The following is a 15,626-nucleotide window of genomic DNA, read 5'->3' as shown; positions in this document are numbered from 1 at the left end:
CGGGAGCGTGGCGTTCAATCCCGGTCACTATGACAACGTTGTCTCCCTTGGGCCGGGACTCCGGCGGCAGCACGCGCACGGCGAGCAGGCGGGCCACGATGAGCGACGTGGCCCGGCTGGCGGGCGTGAGCATCAAGACCGTCTCACGCGTGGTCAACGACGAACCGGCGGTGCACCCCGACACCGCCGAGCGGGTCATGGCGGCCATCGAGCAGCTGGGGTTCCGGCGCAACCTGGGCGCGCGCAACCTGCGCCGCGGGTCGACGACCGGCACGATCGGGCTGATCGTCGAAGACGTCGGCAACCCCTTCTACTCCGAGCTGAACCGCGCGGTCGAACGCATCGCGACGTCGTTCGGGCGCCAGGTGCTCACCGGCTCGTCGGAGGAGAACTCCGACCGCGAGCGCGAGCTCGTCCTGGAGTTCTGCGCGCGGCGGGTGGACGGCATCCTCGTCGTCCCGGCCGGCCTGCAGCACGGCTACCTGGTGCCGGAGATGCGCGCGGGCACGCCGGTGGTGTTCATCGACCGGCCGGCCGGCGACATCGTGGCCGACACCGTGCTGGTGGACAACCTGGGCGGCACCATCGAAGCCGTCACGCACCTGGCGCAGCACGGGCACCGCCGGATCGCGTTCCTCGGCGACAGCCCGGACATCTTCACCGCGGCCGAGCGCCTGCGCGGGTTCCGCGAGGGCTGCGTGCGCAACGGGATCTCCTACGACGAGTCGCTGGTTTCGATGGGGACACCGACCCCGGACGCCGTCGGCAACGCCGTCAAGCGGCTGCTCGACGGCCCCGACGCGGCCACCGCGGTGATCGCGGGCAACAACCGGATCGCGGTGCACCTGCTGCGCGCCCTCGCGCACGCCGAGCGCCGCCCGGCGATGGTCGGGTTCGACGACTTCGAGCTGGCGGACCTGCTGAACCCGCCGGTCACCGTGGTCGCGCACGACGTGAGCGCGCTGGGCCACGCCGCGGCCGAGCTGCTCTTCGCCCGCGTCCAAGGAGATCAGTCCCCGCCGAGAAAGGTAGTCCTGCCCGTGCATCTCGTCGCCCGTGGTTCCGGTGAGGTCGCCCCGTGACCCTCGAACCGATCCGGCTCGCCGCCAACCAGCCGCCGCAGTTCTACCGCGGCGGCGACGCCATCGCAGGCCTGCGCGGCGCTTCGCCGGACAAGAAGTTCGGCCCGGAGGACTGGGTCGCCTCGGCGACCACGATGTTCGGCCAGGAGACCAACGGCCTGACCCGGCTCCCGGACGGCGCCTGGCTGCGGGACGCCGTCGAGGCGAACGCGAACGGCTGGCTCGGCGCCAAGCACGTCGAGGCACTCGGGACGTCGACCGGCCTGCTGGTGAAGCTGCTCGACGCGGGCCAGCGGCTGCCCGTGCACTTCCACCCCGACGACACGTTCGCGAAGCGGCACTTCGACTCCCACTTCGGGAAGACCGAGGCGTGGATCGTGGTCGGCACCTACGGCGACGACCCGCGCGTCTACCCCGGCTTCAAGGAGACGCTGTCGAAGGCGACGGTGGCCGAGTGGACGCGCGAGCAGGACGTGCCGTCGATGCTGGGCGCGTTGAACAGCATCCCGGTGACCCCCGGCGACACCGTCTACATCCCGGCCGGGCTGCCGCACGCGATCGGCGAGGGCGTGTTCGTCGTCGAGCTGCAGCAGCCGACGGACTTCTCGCTCACCATCGAGTGGCGCGACTTCCTCGCCTCGCCCGAGAAGGGCCACCTCGGGCTCGGCTTCGACACCGCCGTCGAAGCGCTCGACACCTCCGGCTGGGACACCGAACGCCTCGGCACCATCATCAAGCGCACCGCGGGCGACCACGCGTCCACTGTGGACCTGCTGGCCGGTGGATCGGAGCGGTTCTTCCGAGCCGAACAGCTGCGTTCCGACGAGTTGACAACGTTGTCACTCGATCCGTCCTTCGCGGTCCTCGTCGTCCTCGACGGCGAAGGCACGCTGCGGACCGAGCACGGCGGCGAGCACGCGCTGGCGAAGGGCGACACCTACGTCGTCCCGTTCGACGCCGGCCAGACCGAGCTGTCCGGCACGGCGACGGTGATCCGCTGCCGCCCACCGGCGCCGGAAGAGAGGCACGGATGAGCGAAATCCTCCTGGACGCGATCGACCTCACCAAGCACTACGGCTCCGTCGAGGCCCTGCGCGGCGCGTCGTTCCAGGCCCGCGCGGGCGAGGTGACGGCCTTGATCGGCGACAACGGCGCCGGCAAGTCCACCCTGGTCAAATGCCTCTCCGGCGCGGAGCAGCCGACGTCGGGACAGATCCTCCTGGACGGGGCCGAGGTGCACTTCGACTCCCCCACCACCGCCCGGCGGCTGGGCATCGAGACCGTCTACCAGGACCTCGCCGTCGCGCCGGAGCTGGACCCGGCGGCCAACCTGTTCCTCGGCCGCGAGATCCACCGCAAGGGTCTCCTCGGCAAGCTCGGGATGCTGGACAAGAACGAGATGCGGCGCCAGGCGATCGAGGAGTTCCAGCGCCTCGGCGTGACGCTGCAGAGCACCGACGTCCCGATCGGCTCGCTGTCCGGCGGCCAGCGGCAGAGCGTCGCGGTGGCGCGCTCGGTCGTGTGGGCGTCGAAGGTCGTGTTCATGGACGAGCCGACGGCCGCGCTCGGGGTCGTCCAGCGCGAGCGGGTGCTCGACGTCATCAAGAAGGTGCGCGACAAGGGCATCGCCGTCGTGCTGATCAGCCACAACATGCCCGAGGTGCTGTCGGTCGCCGACCGCGTCGAGGTGCTGCGGCTCGGCAGGCGCGTCGCCCGGTTCACCGGGCCGGACACGAAGCTCGAAGACCTCGTCGCCGCGATGACCGGCGCCCTCGTGCAGGAGGAGGCGGCATGAGCGTGTCGACGCCCCCGAAGAAGGACATCCAGGAGTCGCCCGAAGCCGGCTTCGGGAAGCGGCCGCTGGGCAAGCGCCTGATCGAAGCCAACACGTTCTGGATCGGCCTCGTCCTGCTGGCCCTGGTCGTGCTGTTCAGCGTCATCGCGCCGGACAGCTTCCCGACGCTGTTCACCTTCCAGACGCTGTTCATCGAGTCCTCGGTCCTGCTCATCCTTTCGGTGGGCATGACGTTCGTGATCATCACCTCGGGCATCGACCTCTCGGTCGGCTCGGTGCTGATCCTCGCGGGCATGGTCGCGGGCAAGGTGATGGAGGCGATGTCCGGCGGCGACGCGTCGAAGGCGGGCTGGGGCGTGATCCTCGTCGGGCTCGTCGTCGCCGTGGTCACCGGCACGATCTGGGGCGTGATCAACGGCGTCCTCGTCGCGGTGGCCAAGATCCCGGCGCTGATCGTCACGCTCGGCACGATGGGGGCCGCGCTGGCCACCGCGTACCTGCTCAACGGCGGCTCCGACCTGCGGACCGTCCCGGCGGAGCTGACCAAGACCCTCGGCTACGGCACGTCCTTCGGCATCGTGCCCAACCTGGTGATCGTGGCGATCGTGATCACCGTGATCGGCGCGTGGCTGCTGCGGACGACGAAGTTCGGGCGGTACACCTTCGCCGTCGGTTCCAACGCCGAAGGCGCGCGCCGCGCGGGCATCGGTGTCACCCGGCACCTGCTGAAGGTGTACACGCTCACCGGTTTCCTGGCCGGGATCGCCGGGTTCCTTTCGCTGGCCTACTACAACTCGACCACCATCTCCGGGCACACCACCGACAACCTCAACGCCATCGCCGCGGTCGTGATGGGCGGGACGAGCCTCTTCGGCGGCGTCGGCACGATCCTCGGCACGGTGATCGGGGTCTTCATCCCCGCCGTGCTGCGCAAGGGCTTCAACATCATCCACGTCCAGGACTTCTGGCAGATGTTCATCGTCAGCTGGGTCCTGGTCGCCGCGGTCTGGTTCGACCAGCGCCGCCGCCGTCGCCGCAACTCCCGCTGAGTCCCCCAAAGTACAGTCCCCCCAAGTACAACGAGGTGCTTATGAAACTGACCAAGACTCTCACCGCCATGGGTGCCGTGGTCTCCGCCGCCGCCCTGCTCACCGCGTGCGGCTCCGGCACGGTCGGGCAGACCGGGTCCGGCAACTCGGCGGCGCCGGTCGGCGGCAAGAAGCTCGCGCTGATCCCCGGTGTGCAGGCCGAGCCGTTCTACATCTCGCTGCAGTGCGGCGCCGAAGCCGAAGCGAAGAAGCTCGGCTACGAGCTGACCACCCAGGCGCCGCAGAAGTTCGACGCTCCCCTGCAGACCCAGCTGGTCAACGCCCTCGGCGCGAACCCGCCGGCGGCGCTGCTCATCGCCCCGACCGACGACACGGCGATGCTCGCGCCGATCCAGCAGGTCAAGGCGCGCGGCACCAAGATCGTCGAGGTCGACACCGCGCTGAAGGACACCGGCGTGGCCGTCTCGTCGATCTCGTCCGACAACGCCGCGGGCGGCAAGCTCGCGGCCCAGACGATGGCCAAGCTGGCCGGCGGCAAGAGCGGCTCGGTGCTGGTGCTCGACACGATCGCGGGCACGTCCACGACCGCCGCGCGCGCCAAGGGTTTCGAGGAGGAACTGAAGAACTCGCCGAACCTCAAGTCGATCGGCGTCCAGTTCACCCAGAACGAGCCGGAGCAGGCCGCGGCCAAGGTGACGGCGGCGCTGTCGTCGACGCCGGACCTCATCGGCGTCTTCGCGACCAACCTCAACACCGGGGAAGGCGCGGCGACCGGCCTGCGCAACGCCGGCAAGGTCGGCGCGGTCAACCTGATCGGCTTCGACGCGAGCCCGTCCGAGGTCGAGGGCCTGAAGAACGGCCAGTACCAGGCCCTGATCGCCCAGGACCCGGCCTCGATCGGCACCCAGGGCGTCCAGCAGGCCGTCGCGGCCATCGAGGGCAAGACGGTGACGCGGAACCTCACCGCGGAGCTGCACTCGATCACGAAGGACGACATGGACGCCAACTCGCAGTACTTCTACAAGCAGAGCTGCTGAGCCCCGTCCGTCAGGGTCCTGCGAGCGGTGCACCCCGCTTGCAGGGCCTTGACCAGCGGTGTTCACCGCCAGTGATCGGCCACTACCGGTCACCGCGGTGAGGGAACCGCTCACCGCACCACCCGTTTCCCCGGACGGGTGTCCCGCGTCACACTCATCTGCACATGCATCTGCACTTCCGGATGCATGATCGCAGGGAGGGTGCGATGAACTACGAGCCGGCTTTGCACCGGACGATCTTCGCCGTGGACGTCGAGGGCTACGGCGATCAGCGCAGGACCACGCCCGACCGCCTGGCGCTGCGGGCGGGGCTCTACCGCGCGCTGGACCGGGCGTTCGACGACGCCGGCGTGCCGTGGCGGGACTGCCGCCCCGACGACTGCGGCGACGGCGTTTTCGTCCTGGTCCCGCCGGAGATCCCGAAGGGGAACTTCGTCGAGTTCCTGCCCGCCGCGCTCGCCGTCGCGCTGCACCGGCACAACCGCACGCACGATCCCGGGGCCCGGATCCGGCTCCGGATGGCGCTGCACGCCGGCGAGATCGCCTACGACGACCACGGCGTCACCGCACCGGCGATCAACCAGACGTTCCGGCTGCTGGAGGCGAAGCCGCTGAAGGAGGCGCTCAAGGCGTCCCGCGGCGTGCTGGCCCTGATCACGTCGGCGTGGTTCTTCGACGAGGTCGTCCGGCACAGCGACGGCCTCGACCCGACGACGTTCCGGCCGGTGCCGGTGGCCGTCAAGGAAACTCGCACGACCGGGTGGATTTCGCTGCCGGACCGGCCGTACCCGGCGAACTCCAGCCTGCTGGGCAACGTCACGCCGATCGACCAGTACCGGACCTGGCGCCGCTTCCGCCGCCACGCCCAGGTGCTGGCCGACCGCGACGGGCCCGCGTAGCCGTAGGATCTACTGCCCTGGACACCGCCGCCGAGGGGAGGCCCGACCGTGCACCTGCGCCCGGCGTCCCGCGCCGACCCGCTGCCGGTGCTCGCCGCCGCCCGCCGCATCACCGACGACCTGCGCGACGGCCTGTCGGGCATGCCCGCCCGCCGGGCCGCGCACCGCCTGCGCCGGCTCTTCGGCTTCCCGGGGCTCGGCCTCACCGACCTGTCCGGATCCCTGCTGTGGTCGGGGCGGCCGGGGCCGGACGAGGTCGTCGCGACGGTGCTCGACGGCGTGCTCCACAGCGAAGAACCCGGCTCGGCGCCGGACGTCCTGGTGCTGCCGCTGCACGTCCGCGACGAGCTGGCCGGGGCGCTGCTGGTGGTCGGGGACGTCCGGGACGCGGTCGCGGCCCAGGCCGCCGACCTCGTCGTGCAGGCGCTGGAACGCGGCCGGCTCGAAGCGTCCGCGGAACAGGCGGCGCAGGCCGAGCTGCGGGCGCTGCGGGCGGAGATGTCGCCGCACTTCGTCTACAACGCGCTGACCGTGATCGCGTCGCTGGTGCGGTCGGACCCCGACCGCGCGCGGGACCTCATGCTCGACTTCGCCGACTACACCCGCTACAGCCTGGCCCGCCACGGCGAGTACACCGTCGTCGCCGAGGAGTTCCGCGCGATCGAGACGTACCTGGCGCTGCAGAAGGCGGTGCTCGGCGAGCGGCTGCGCGTCCAGGTGCGGGTGGCGCCGGAGATCCTCGCCGTGGCCGTGCCGTACCTGGTGCTGGAGCCTTTGGTGGAGAACGCGATCCGGCACGGCATCGAGCCGCGGTCGGGCACCGGGCAGGTCCAGGTGCACGGCCAGGCGGAAGGGAACGACTGCGTGATCTTCGTCGAGGACGACGGGGTCGGCATGGACCCGAAGCGGGCGGCGGACCTCCTCGCCGGCCGCGTCGGCGAGGACGACCCGGCCGGGCTCGGACTGGCCAATGTGGACAGACGACTACGGGACGTCTACGGCGCCTGGTACGGCCTCACCGTGGAAACCGAGGTCGGGGCGGGCACCCGGGTGATCGTGCGGGTGCCGCGGTTCCAGCCGGGGGTGCTGCCGTGACGGGCCTCCGGGTGCTCGCGGTCGACGACCTGCCGCCGGCGCTGGACGAACTCTGCTGCATGCTGCGCGAAGCGCCCGAAGTCGGCGAAGTCGTCGGCGCGGCAGACGCGCTGAAGGCGTTGAAGCTGCTTCAGGCGGATCGCTTCGACGCGGTGTTCCTCGACATCTCGATGCCGGGGCTCGACGGGCTCGAACTGGCGTCGCTGCTGGCGAAGCTGAGCGAGCCGCCGGTGATCGTGTTCGTCACCGCGCACGACGGGCACGCGGTGGCGGCGTACGGCATCGGCGCGGTCGACTACCTGCTCAAGCCGGTCCGCACCGAACGGCTGTCCGCGGCGCTGGCGAAGGTGCTGCGGATGGCGACCCCGGCGTCGCGGCCGACCCCGGACGCGATGGCGGCGCTGCCGGTCGAGTCGGGCGGGCGGACGCGGTACGTCCGCCGCGACGACGTCCTGTTCGTGGAGGCGCACGGCGACTACGTCCGCCTGCACACCCGCGGCGGCGTCCACCTGGTGCGGATGCCGATCTCGCGGCTGGAGGAGTACTGGGAGGGCACGGGGTTCAGCCGCGTCCACCGGGGTTTCCTGCTGGCCGTGGGGGCGGTGCTGGAGCTGCGCAGCGACACGGCGGGCGGGCTGCTGGCCCACACGGAGGCGGGCGACGTCCCGGTCAGCCGCCGTCACGCACGCGACCTGCGCGACCGGCTGCTGGAAGCCGCGCAGCGCGGCCAGCTCGGATCCGATCCGCGATGACCGCGCGCCCGCGGCTCGCCGCCGCCGTACCCCGGCCGGGTCCGCGATGAGCAAGATCCGCCGGGTCGCCGTCACCAGCCCGCAGACCCGGCTGGCCCACGCGCGCCGCCGGTCGCGCGGCCGCTGGCGCCAGCCCCGGCTCCCCGCGGGCGACACCCAGCGCGCCACCACCCTTTACACCGCCCAGCGCCGTCGCGGCATCCCCGCGCTGGTCCTCATGTTCGCGCTGCTGCTCGGCCTCCCGGGCGTCTTCGCGCTGTTCCCGGTCCTGGACTCCGTGCGGCTGCTGGGCATTCCGCTGTCCTGGCTGATGCTCGCGGTCCTCCCGTACCCGGCGATGGCGCTGCTGGCCCGCTGGCAGCTGCGCCGCGCCGAACGTCTCGAGGACGAGTAGTGGGCGTCGCGCTCGCCGTCGCGCCGGTGGTGCTCGTGACGCTGCTGATCGGCGTCCGCGGGGTCGCCGCGATGCGGACGACGTCGGACTTCCTCGTCGCGTCCCGCCGCATCTCGCCGCTGGTGAACTCGGCCGCCGTCTCGGGCGAGTACCTGTCGGCGGCCTCCTTCCTCGGCATCGCCGGGCTCGTCGTCAAGGACGGCATCGGGGCGCTGTGGTACCCGGTCGGCTTCACCGCCGGGTACATCGCGATGCTCGTGCTCGTCGCCGCGCCGATGCGGCGGTCGGGCGCGCTGACCGTCCCCGACTTCGCCGAGGCCCGGCTCAACTCCCCCGCCCTGCGCCGCCTGGCCGCCGTGGTCGTCCTGGTGATCGGCACGATCTACGTCGTCCCGCAGTTCCGCACTGCAGGCCTGGTGCTCGCCGCGGTCGGCGGCACCCCGTACTGGGTCGGCGTGGTGCTGGCCGGCGCCGCGGTCAGCGTCACCCTGGCGCTGGGCGGCATGCGCGCGGCGACGTACGTGCAGGCGTTCCAGTTCGTCCTGAAGCTGCTGCTGTTCCTCATCCCGGCGATCTGGCTGGTGCTGCAGGCCGGCGCGGTCAACCGGACCGACGCGCTCAACCCCGTCGAGTTCACCCACTTCGCCCGCGAGACACCGGTGCGGTTCGAGGTCGACGTCACCATGGAGATCCGCGAACCGACCCCGGTGCGCCGCAACGACGTCGTCGAAACGCTGCCGCCGGGCGAGTTCACCGCGCACAGCCAGGACGTCGTCGTGTTCGGCACGGGCGCGGCCGTCCCCGCGGTCCGCGGCGGCGCCGCACTGGGCGGCCCCGACTGGCGGCGGCCGCTGCTCGACCTCGGCGACCAGGGCTACCCGCTGCTAGGCACGTGGGCCGTCCTCATCGCGACCATGCTGGGCACGATGGGTCTGCCGCACGTCCTGATGCGCTTCCACACCAGCCCGGACGGCCGCGCCGCGCGCCGCACCGCGGCGATCACGGTCGCGCTGCTCGGCGTCTTCTACCTCTTCCCCGGCGTCTACGGCGTGCTCGGCCGGGTGCTCGTCCCCGGGCTGTACCTCTCGGGCGCCACCGACACGGTGGTCGTCGCGCTCCCGTACCAGGTGGACAGCGGCTGGGCGGGTGGCCTGTTCACGGCGCTGCTGACGGCGGGCGCGTTCGCCGCGTTCCTGGCGACGTCGCTCGGCCTGCTGCTGGTGATGTCCGGCGCGCTCGCGCACGACCTCGTCCCCGGCGGGCTGCGGCGGCTGCGGATCGCGGTGTTCGGCGTCGCCGGGGTGATGGTGCTGCTGGCGCTGCGCTCGGCCGAGCTCGACGCCGGCGTCCTGGTCACGTGGGGGTTCACGGTGGCCGCGTCGACGTTCTGCCCGCTGCTGGTGCTCGGCATCTGGTGGCCGCGGCTGACCGCGGCCGGCGGGATCGCCGGCGTGCTGACCGGGCTGGTGGCGTCGACCGCCTCGATCCTGTTCGCCCTCGCCGGGCCGCCGCTGCACGGCTGGGTGGCGATCCTGGTGCAGCAACCGGCGCCCTGGTCGGTACCGTTGGCGTTCGGCGCAATGGCGCTGGTCTCCCTGCGGGGCAGACCCCCCGGCTGGTCGACGGCGGCGATGTTGCGCCTCCACCTCGACGAACCCCGTTCGACCGGACCGCGTGACCGTTCGTCAACCGTTCGTCGTCTGACCCGGCTGTTGAACCGCTGAATCTTCACACAAGACTCACGCGTCCCTACGGTGTCCCAGGTCACTTTCCGCAGCGTCGCAGGGAGCAGCGATGAGCACGACGGACACCGGCGGGCCCCCGGAGACATCCGAGACGATCTGGGAGCGAGCACACGAGAGCACCGAGTTCCGGGAGCTGCGCAGCCGCCTGCGCCGGTTCGTCTTCCCGATGACGGCGCTGTTCCTCGTCTGGTACCTGCTGTACGTGCTGCTGGCGGACTACGCGCACGGCTTCATGAGCACCAAGGTCGTCGGCAACATCAACATCGGCCTGATCTTCGGGCTGCTGCAGTTCGTCTCGACGTTCGTGATCACCGGCCTCTACGTCCGGTACGCCAACCGGAAGCTGGACCCGGTCGCCGAGAAGATCCGTGAGGACATCGAAAAGGGCACCGCGAAGGAGCACGAATGAACGCGACGCTCGCCGCGGGCGTGGAAGGCAGCAATTCCGCCCTCAACATCAGCATCTTCGCCCTCTTCGTCGTCATCACCCTGGTGATCGTGTTCCGGGCCAGCCGCAACACGAAGACGGCGTCGGACTACTACGCCGCCGGCCGCGCGTTCACCGGCCCGCAGAACGGCATCGCCATCTCGGGTGACTACCTTTCGGCGGCGTCGTTCCTCGGCATCGCCGGCGCGATCGCCATCAACGGCTACGACGGCTTCCTCTACTCGATCGGCTTCCTGGTGGCGTGGCTCGTCGCGCTGCTGCTGGTCGCGGAACTGCTGCGCAACACCGGCAAGTTCACCATGGGCGACGTCCTGGCGTTCCGGATGAAGCAGCGCCCGGTGCGGGCGGCGGCCGCGACGTCCACGCTGGCCGTGTCGTTCTTCTACCTGCTCGCGCAGATGGCGGGCGCCGGCGGCCTGGTGGCCCTGCTGCTCGGGATCGACAGCGGCGTCGGGCAGGCGCTGGTGATCACCGTGGTCGGCATCATCATGATCGCCTACGTCCTGATCGGCGGCATGAAGGGCACCACCTGGGTGCAGATCATCAAGGCCGCGCTGCTGATCGTCGGCGCGCTCGTGATCACGCTGTGGGTGCTCGGCAAGTACGGCTTCAACTTCTCGCAGCTGCTGCAGGCCGCCGTCGACAAGGCGGGCAAGGCCGGGCAGACGCTGCTCGGCCCGGGCAAGCAGTACGGCGCCACCGGGACGTCGAAGCTGGACTTCCTCTCCCTCGGCATCGCGCTGGTGCTGGGCACGGCGGGTCTGCCGCACGTCCTGATGCGCTTCTACACGGTGCCGACGGCCCGCGACGCGCGGCGCTCGGTGGTCTGGGCGATCGTCCTGATCGGTGTGTTCTACCTGTTCACGCTGGTGCTCGGCTACGGCGCGGGTGCGCTGGTCGGGCCGGACGCGATCAAGAAGGCGCCGGGCGGGGTGAACTCCGCCGCGCCGCTGCTGGCTTTGGAGCTGGGCGGTCCGGTGCTGCTGGGCCTGATCTCCGCGATCGCCTTCGCGACGATCCTCGCGGTGGTCGCCGGCCTGACGATCACGGCGTCGGCGTCCTTCGCCCACGACGTCTACGCGAACGTCGTGAAGCGCGGCAAGACGTCGCCGGACTCGGAGGTCAAGGTCGCCCGGATCACCGCGGTGGTGATCGGCGCCCTCGCCATCGGCGGCGGCATCCTGGCCAACGGGCAGAACGTGGCGTTCCTGGTCGCGCTGGCCTTCGCGGTGGCGGCCTCGGCGAACCTGCCGACGATCATCTACTCGCTGTTCTGGAAGCGGTTCAACACCCAGGGCGCGCTGTGGTCGATCTACGGCGGCCTGGCCATCACGATCATCCTGATCATCTTCTCGCCCGCGGTGTCGGGCAAGGCGACGTCGATGATCAAGACGGCGGACTTCGCCTGGTTCCCGCTCCCCAACCCGGGCATCGTCTCCATCCCGGCCGCGTTCATCCTCGGCTGGCTGGGCACGATCCTGTCCAAGGAGCACGACGAGAAGAAGTACGCCGAGATGGAGGTCCGCTCCCTCACCGGCGCGGGCGCCGAAAAGGCTGTGGTGCACTAGCTCCACCGACCCCGAAGGCCGTCGCGAGGGTGTTCCCGATCCCCTCGCGGCGGCCTTCGGCCATTTTCAGTACGGCAGCTTGCCCTGCGCGACACCTGCCACGGCCGCCTCGAACTGCTTCCGCAGGTACTGCCAGAGCCCGCCGCCCAGCGAAATCCTCGCCACCCCCAGACCGGCGAGGATTTCCAGGCCCGGGCTGCCCGGCCACGCGGTCACGTTGACCGCGCCGCCGGTCTCCCGCACGAACTCGGCGATCAGCTCCGGCGTCTTCAGGTGGATCGGGTAGACGCAGTCGGCGCCCGCTTCGAGGTAGGCCTTCGCCCGGGCGATGCCCGCTTCGAGGGCCTCTTTCGCGTCCACGCCACGGAAGGAGTCGACGCGGGCGTTGATCACCAGGCCGTCGCCCGCCGCCTCGCGCAGGGCGGCGATCCGGGCCGCCTGCTCGCCGACCGGCCGGACGTCGCCGGTGGTGTGGTCGGTGTCCTCGAAGTTGCAGCCGACGGCGCCCGCGTCTCGCAGCCGGGCTGCCAGTTCGGCGCCGGAGAGGCCGTAGCCCGACTCGGCGTCGACTGTCACCGGGACGCCAACCGCCTTCGCGATCCGTGCGGCGGCGGCGAACATCTCGGCCGCGGGTGCCTGCTCGCCGTCGGCGAAGCCGAGCGCGGCCGCCACGGCGACCGAGCTGGTCGCGACCGCGGGGAACCCGGCGGCCTCGACGAGCTTCGCGGTGTCGGCGTCCCAGACGTTCGGCAGGACCAGCGGCTTGCCGGGAACGTGCAGTGCCTTGAGCGCGGCGGCGGTCACGCGTCCCGCTTCGGCAGCGGTGTGTGGCTGGTGATGGTCATCCGGTTCCAGCTGTTGATGGCGATGATCTCCCACGCGACCGCGCGGTACTGGTCCTCGGTGAACACCTTCGCGGCCTGCTCGTAGACGTCGTCCGGCACGGTCTGCGTCGCGGACAGCTTGGTCATCGCTTCGGTCAGGGCGAGGGCGGCCTGCTCCTGCTCGGTGAACAGGTCGGTCTCCCGCCAGCCGTCGAGCACGAACAGCCGGCGCGGTGACTCGCCCAGCTCGAGCGCGTCGCGGGAGTGCATGTCGAGGCAGTACGCGCAGCCGTTGATCTGCGACGCGCGGGTCTTCACCAGTTCCAGCAGCTTGGGGTCGAGCCCCGCGTTGGCGCCTGCCTTGTTGACCTCGGCCTGCAGGTTCGCCATCGCCTGGTAGAGCTCGGGAGCGCCCCCGAGCCCGATTCGCTTGGTCATGCCGTCCACGCTAGTGCGAACTGGTCCACGGGTATGGTCCAGTCACATGACGGAATCGTGGTCCAGTTCCGGGCTCGACGTCCACCTCGGCTGGCAGCCCGCGTCCGGCCGCGCCGGGCTCGCGGCGGCGATCCGCGCGGCCATCCGGGACGGCCGGTGGCAGGCGGGCGCGGCGGTGCCCTCGACGCGCTCGCTGGCCCACGACCTGGGCGTCGCTCGCGGCACGGTCACGCGCGTGTACGCCGACCTGGCGGCCGAGGGCTACCTGCGCACGGCCCAGGGCGCGCCGACCCGGGTGGCGACGGCGGGCTCGCTGCCCCAGTCCGCGCCGCGGCAGGCCCCACGCGATCCGGCGCCGCGCTGGGACCTGCGGCCGGGCCGGCCGGACCTGACGGCGTTCCCGCGGCAGGCGTGGCTCACCGCGACCCGCCGGGCCCTGCTGCGGACGCCGGCGTCGGCGTTCGGCTACGAGTCGGAGCTGGGCGCGCCGGAGCTGCGGGACACCCTCGCCGGCTACCTGGCCCGGGCCCGCGGGGTGGTAGCCGACCCGGCGCGGATCGTGGTGTGCCACGGGTTTTCGCACGCCATCGCGGTGGTGTCCCGGGCTTTGTTCTCTTTGGGGACGGGCGAAATGGCGTTCGAGAACCCTTCGCTGGGCATGTACCGGTCGATCGCGGCGGCGCAGGGCCCGCGGATCGTCGGCGTGGACGTCGACGGCCACGGCATCGACGTGTCCGCATTGGACAGTCCGGCGGTGGTCGTCACCCCGGCGCACCAGTACCCCACCGGCGTCACCCTGGCCCCACCGCGCCGGGCGGCGCTGGCCCGCTGGGCGGGCGAATCGGGCGCGTTCGTGCTGGAGGACGACTACGACGGCGAGTTCCGCTTCGACCGCCAGCAGGTCGGGGCATTGCAGGCGCTGGCGCCGGAGCGGGTGGTGTACGCGGGCACGGCCAGCAAGACGCTCGCCCCGGCGCTCCGCCTCGCGTGGCTGGTGCTGCCACGCTCGCTGGTGGAGCCGGTCCGCGCGGCGATGGCCGACAGCGGTTCGCGTCCGGCGTTGCTGAACCAGCTGGCGCTGGCGGAGCTGATCGACTCGGGTGCCTACGACCGGCACGTCCGCCGCAGCCGCGCGGAGTACCGCTCCCGCCGCACCCGCCTCCTGGCGGCCCTGCCGGCTTCCGTCCGCCCGCACGGCATCGCGGCGGGCCTGCACCTCCTCCTCATGCTTCCCCCGGACGGCCCCTCCGAGGCCACCGCCCTGGCGGCCTGCCGCCGCCGATCGATCGGCATCGAAGGCCTCTCCAGCCACTGGATGACCCCCGACCGGCCTGGCGGCCTCATCGTCGGCTACGCGGCAACCCCGGCCCACGCCTTCACCGGAGCAACCCGAAACCTGGTAGAGGCCCTGGCCGAAGTAACCCCCTAACCCATGCCACTTCCGCCCCCAATCACACGAGTTCCGTCCCCAATCACACGAGTTCCGGCTTCCATCACGCGAGCCGACTCTCCAGGCACGCGAACCGACCCTCCCGGCACGCGATTCGTCCATCCAGGTACGCGAGATGCCCCGCCAATCACACGTGATGCCCCTTCAGTCACGCATGAAGCCCGCCCGATCACACGCGATACCCCGCCAAGCACGGGCGATGCCCGCGGGCCGCCCCACCGGAGCGGCCCGCGGCCACCGTCAGAACCAGCAGTCCGGCCGAACCCGCAGCAATTCCGTCCGCAGCACCGGCGTCCCATCGACCGGCGCCGGGTCCTCCGCGGTCGGCTGGATCCCGCCGGCCGCAACCTTGTCCAGCGTCCGCAACCCTTCCGCGCCGACCGTGCCGAACACCGTGTAGTTCGGCCGCAGCGCGGAATCGCCGTACACGACGAAGAACTGTGAACCGTTCGTGTCCGGCCCCGCGTTGGCCATCGCCAGCAGACCGCGCGCGTAGACGCGCCGGGCGCCGGTCGGGTCGGTCGGCGCCGGCGGCAGGTCCACCGGCAGCTCGTCCTGGTACTTGTAGCCCGGCCCGCCTTCGCCGGTGGCGGTCGGGTCGCCGCACTGCAGCACCTTCAACGTCGGGTACGCGGTGAGCCGGTGGCACACCGTGTGGTCGTAGAACCGGTGCCGCGCCAGGTGCAGGAAGCTCTGCACCGTGCACGGCGCCTTCGCGCGGTCCAGCCGCAGCGGCAGCGCACCCTGGCTGGTCGGGATGGCGACGTCGACCTTGCCGTGGTTCGGCGTGTGCCGCGGGTCGGGCGGCAGCGGCACCGGCCGCGCGGGCGGTTCGTCCGGCGTTTCGGTGTACTGGCAAGGCCCGTGGGTCGTCTTCGGCGGCGGGGCGTCGGCCGCCGCGGCGACGCCGTTCCCGGCTACGAACAACGCGCCCGCCGCCAGCGCGGTGAGAAGTGTCCTCTTCATGCTGCACGCCCTCCCAGTGATCGCCCGGTTCCGGAGCGCCCCGCAGTCTAGGGCCCGGCACCGACAGCCAGAACCGGCGAAAGT

General features: G+C 71.5%; 16 protein-coding genes. 13 read left to right on the top strand and 3 right to left on the bottom strand.

Annotated elements, in window-relative coordinates; all coding sequences use genetic code 11:
* The first annotated feature begins 98 nt into the window (after positions 1–98).
* The 12 genes from ACWED2_RS33975 (at position 99) to ACWED2_RS33920 (ending at position 11,864) form a co-directional block, all read left to right on the top strand.
* Positions 99–1,082, top strand: a complete 984-nt coding sequence (locus tag ACWED2_RS33975; RefSeq protein ID WP_449694650.1) for a LacI family DNA-binding transcriptional regulator — start codon at positions 99–101, stop codon at positions 1,080–1,082.
* Positions 1,079–2,116, top strand: a complete 1,038-nt coding sequence (locus ACWED2_RS33970) for a class I mannose-6-phosphate isomerase (protein WP_449694601.1) — start codon at positions 1,079–1,081, stop codon at positions 2,114–2,116. The genes ACWED2_RS33975 and ACWED2_RS33970 overlap by 4 nt, the downstream gene beginning before the upstream one ends.
* Positions 2,113–2,877, top strand: coding sequence for an ATP-binding cassette domain-containing protein (locus tag ACWED2_RS33965; RefSeq protein ID WP_449694600.1), 765 nt, complete (start codon positions 2,113–2,115; stop codon positions 2,875–2,877). The genes ACWED2_RS33970 and ACWED2_RS33965 overlap by 4 nt, the downstream gene beginning before the upstream one ends.
* Positions 2,874–3,926, top strand: coding sequence for an ABC transporter permease (locus ACWED2_RS33960; protein WP_449694599.1), 1,053 nt, complete (start codon positions 2,874–2,876; stop codon positions 3,924–3,926). The genes ACWED2_RS33965 and ACWED2_RS33960 overlap by 4 nt, the downstream gene beginning before the upstream one ends.
* Before the next feature lie 41 nt (positions 3,927–3,967).
* On the top strand, positions 3,968–4,963 hold the full coding sequence (locus tag ACWED2_RS33955) for an ABC transporter substrate-binding protein (protein WP_449694598.1): 996 nt from the start codon (positions 3,968–3,970) through the stop codon (positions 4,961–4,963).
* A 206-nt stretch (positions 4,964–5,169) separates the two neighbouring features.
* On the top strand, positions 5,170–5,862 hold the full coding sequence (locus tag ACWED2_RS33950) for a hypothetical protein (RefSeq protein ID WP_449694597.1): 693 nt from the start codon (positions 5,170–5,172) through the stop codon (positions 5,860–5,862).
* A gap of 48 nt (positions 5,863–5,910) precedes the next feature.
* Positions 5,911–6,957 (top strand): sensor histidine kinase, encoded by a 1,047-nt coding sequence (locus tag ACWED2_RS33945; protein WP_449694596.1) that lies wholly within the window; start codon positions 5,911–5,913, stop codon positions 6,955–6,957.
* Positions 6,954–7,709: a LytR/AlgR family response regulator transcription factor gene (locus tag ACWED2_RS33940; RefSeq protein ID WP_449694595.1), complete on the top strand. Its 756-nt coding sequence runs from the start codon at positions 6,954–6,956 to the stop codon at positions 7,707–7,709. Before ACWED2_RS33945 ends, ACWED2_RS33940 begins: the two co-directional genes overlap by 4 nt.
* 46 nt (positions 7,710–7,755) lie before the next feature.
* Positions 7,756–8,103, top strand: a complete 348-nt coding sequence (locus ACWED2_RS33935) for a hypothetical protein (RefSeq protein WP_449694594.1) — start codon at positions 7,756–7,758, stop codon at positions 8,101–8,103.
* Positions 8,103–9,827: a sodium/solute symporter gene (locus ACWED2_RS33930; protein WP_449694593.1), complete on the top strand. Its 1,725-nt coding sequence runs from the start codon at positions 8,103–8,105 to the stop codon at positions 9,825–9,827. The genes ACWED2_RS33935 and ACWED2_RS33930 overlap by 1 nt, the downstream gene beginning before the upstream one ends.
* Positions 9,828–9,897: 70 nt before the next feature.
* A complete protein-coding gene (locus ACWED2_RS33925; protein WP_449694592.1) occupies positions 9,898–10,257 on the top strand; it encodes a DUF485 domain-containing protein in 360 nt (119 codons plus the stop codon).
* The gene (locus tag ACWED2_RS33920) at positions 10,254–11,864 is read left to right on the top strand and encodes a solute symporter family protein (RefSeq protein ID WP_449694591.1); all 1,611 of its coding nucleotides are present in this window, start codon (positions 10,254–10,256) and stop codon (positions 11,862–11,864) included. The genes ACWED2_RS33925 and ACWED2_RS33920 overlap by 4 nt, the downstream gene beginning before the upstream one ends.
* 66 nt (positions 11,865–11,930) lie before the next feature.
* On the opposite strand, the gene ACWED2_RS33915 is transcribed toward ACWED2_RS33920, so the two are convergent.
* Both ACWED2_RS33915 and ACWED2_RS33910 read right to left on the bottom strand, forming a co-directional pair.
* Complete coding sequence (locus tag ACWED2_RS33915) at positions 11,931–12,668, bottom strand: isocitrate lyase/PEP mutase family protein (protein ID WP_449694590.1); 738 nt, start codon at positions 12,666–12,668, stop codon at positions 11,931–11,933.
* The gene (locus ACWED2_RS33910) at positions 12,665–13,126 is read right to left on the bottom strand and encodes a carboxymuconolactone decarboxylase family protein (protein ID WP_449694589.1); all 462 of its coding nucleotides are present in this window, start codon (positions 13,124–13,126) and stop codon (positions 12,665–12,667) included. The genes ACWED2_RS33915 and ACWED2_RS33910 overlap by 4 nt, the downstream gene beginning before the upstream one ends.
* Positions 13,127–13,172: 46 nt before the next feature.
* Here ACWED2_RS33910 and pdxR point away from each other — a divergent pair, with 46 nt between their 5' ends.
* A complete protein-coding gene (pdxR, locus tag ACWED2_RS33905; RefSeq protein ID WP_449694588.1) occupies positions 13,173–14,555 on the top strand; it encodes a MocR-like pyridoxine biosynthesis transcription factor PdxR in 1,383 nt (460 codons plus the stop codon).
* A 261-nt stretch (positions 14,556–14,816) separates the two neighbouring features.
* On the opposite strand, the gene ACWED2_RS33900 is transcribed toward pdxR, so the two are convergent.
* Positions 14,817–15,542: a peptidylprolyl isomerase gene (locus ACWED2_RS33900; protein ID WP_449694587.1), complete on the bottom strand. Its 726-nt coding sequence runs from the start codon at positions 15,540–15,542 to the stop codon at positions 14,817–14,819.
* Positions 15,543–15,626: the final 84 nt, after the last annotated feature.

This window comes from Amycolatopsis sp. NPDC005003 (assembly GCF_053600695.1).
The sequence above is the reverse complement of the archived record's forward strand: the minus strand, read 5'-3'. Positions and strand labels throughout refer to the sequence as shown.

Bases quoted from the DNA above. Each gene is read 5' to 3' on its own strand.
- ACWED2_RS33925 (WP_449694592.1), top strand. From the start codon at position 9,898: ATGAGCACGACGGACACCGGCGGGCCCCCGGAGACATCCGAGACGATC.
- ACWED2_RS33935 (WP_449694594.1), top strand. From the start codon at position 7,756: ATGAGCAAGATCCGCCGGGTCGCCGTCACCAGCCCGCAGACCCGGCTG.
- ACWED2_RS33950 (WP_449694597.1), top strand. From the start codon at position 5,170: ATGAACTACGAGCCGGCTTTGCACCGGACGATCTTCGCCGTGGACGTC.
- pdxR (WP_449694588.1), top strand. From the start codon at position 13,173: ATGACGGAATCGTGGTCCAGTTCCGGGCTCGACGTCCACCTCGGCTGG.
- ACWED2_RS33960 (WP_449694599.1), top strand. From the start codon at position 2,874: ATGAGCGTGTCGACGCCCCCGAAGAAGGACATCCAGGAGTCGCCCGAA.
- ACWED2_RS33955 (WP_449694598.1), top strand. From the start codon at position 3,968: ATGAAACTGACCAAGACTCTCACCGCCATGGGTGCCGTGGTCTCCGCC.
- ACWED2_RS33965 (WP_449694600.1), top strand. From the start codon at position 2,113: ATGAGCGAAATCCTCCTGGACGCGATCGACCTCACCAAGCACTACGGC.
- ACWED2_RS33900 (WP_449694587.1), bottom strand. From the start codon at position 15,542: ATGAAGAGGACACTTCTCACCGCGCTGGCGGCGGGCGCGTTGTTCGTA.
- ACWED2_RS33910 (WP_449694589.1), bottom strand. From the start codon at position 13,126: ATGACCAAGCGAATCGGGCTCGGGGGCGCTCCCGAGCTCTACCAGGCG.
- ACWED2_RS33975 (WP_449694650.1), top strand. From the start codon at position 99: ATGAGCGACGTGGCCCGGCTGGCGGGCGTGAGCATCAAGACCGTCTCA.
- ACWED2_RS33920 (WP_449694591.1), top strand. From the start codon at position 10,254: ATGAACGCGACGCTCGCCGCGGGCGTGGAAGGCAGCAATTCCGCCCTC.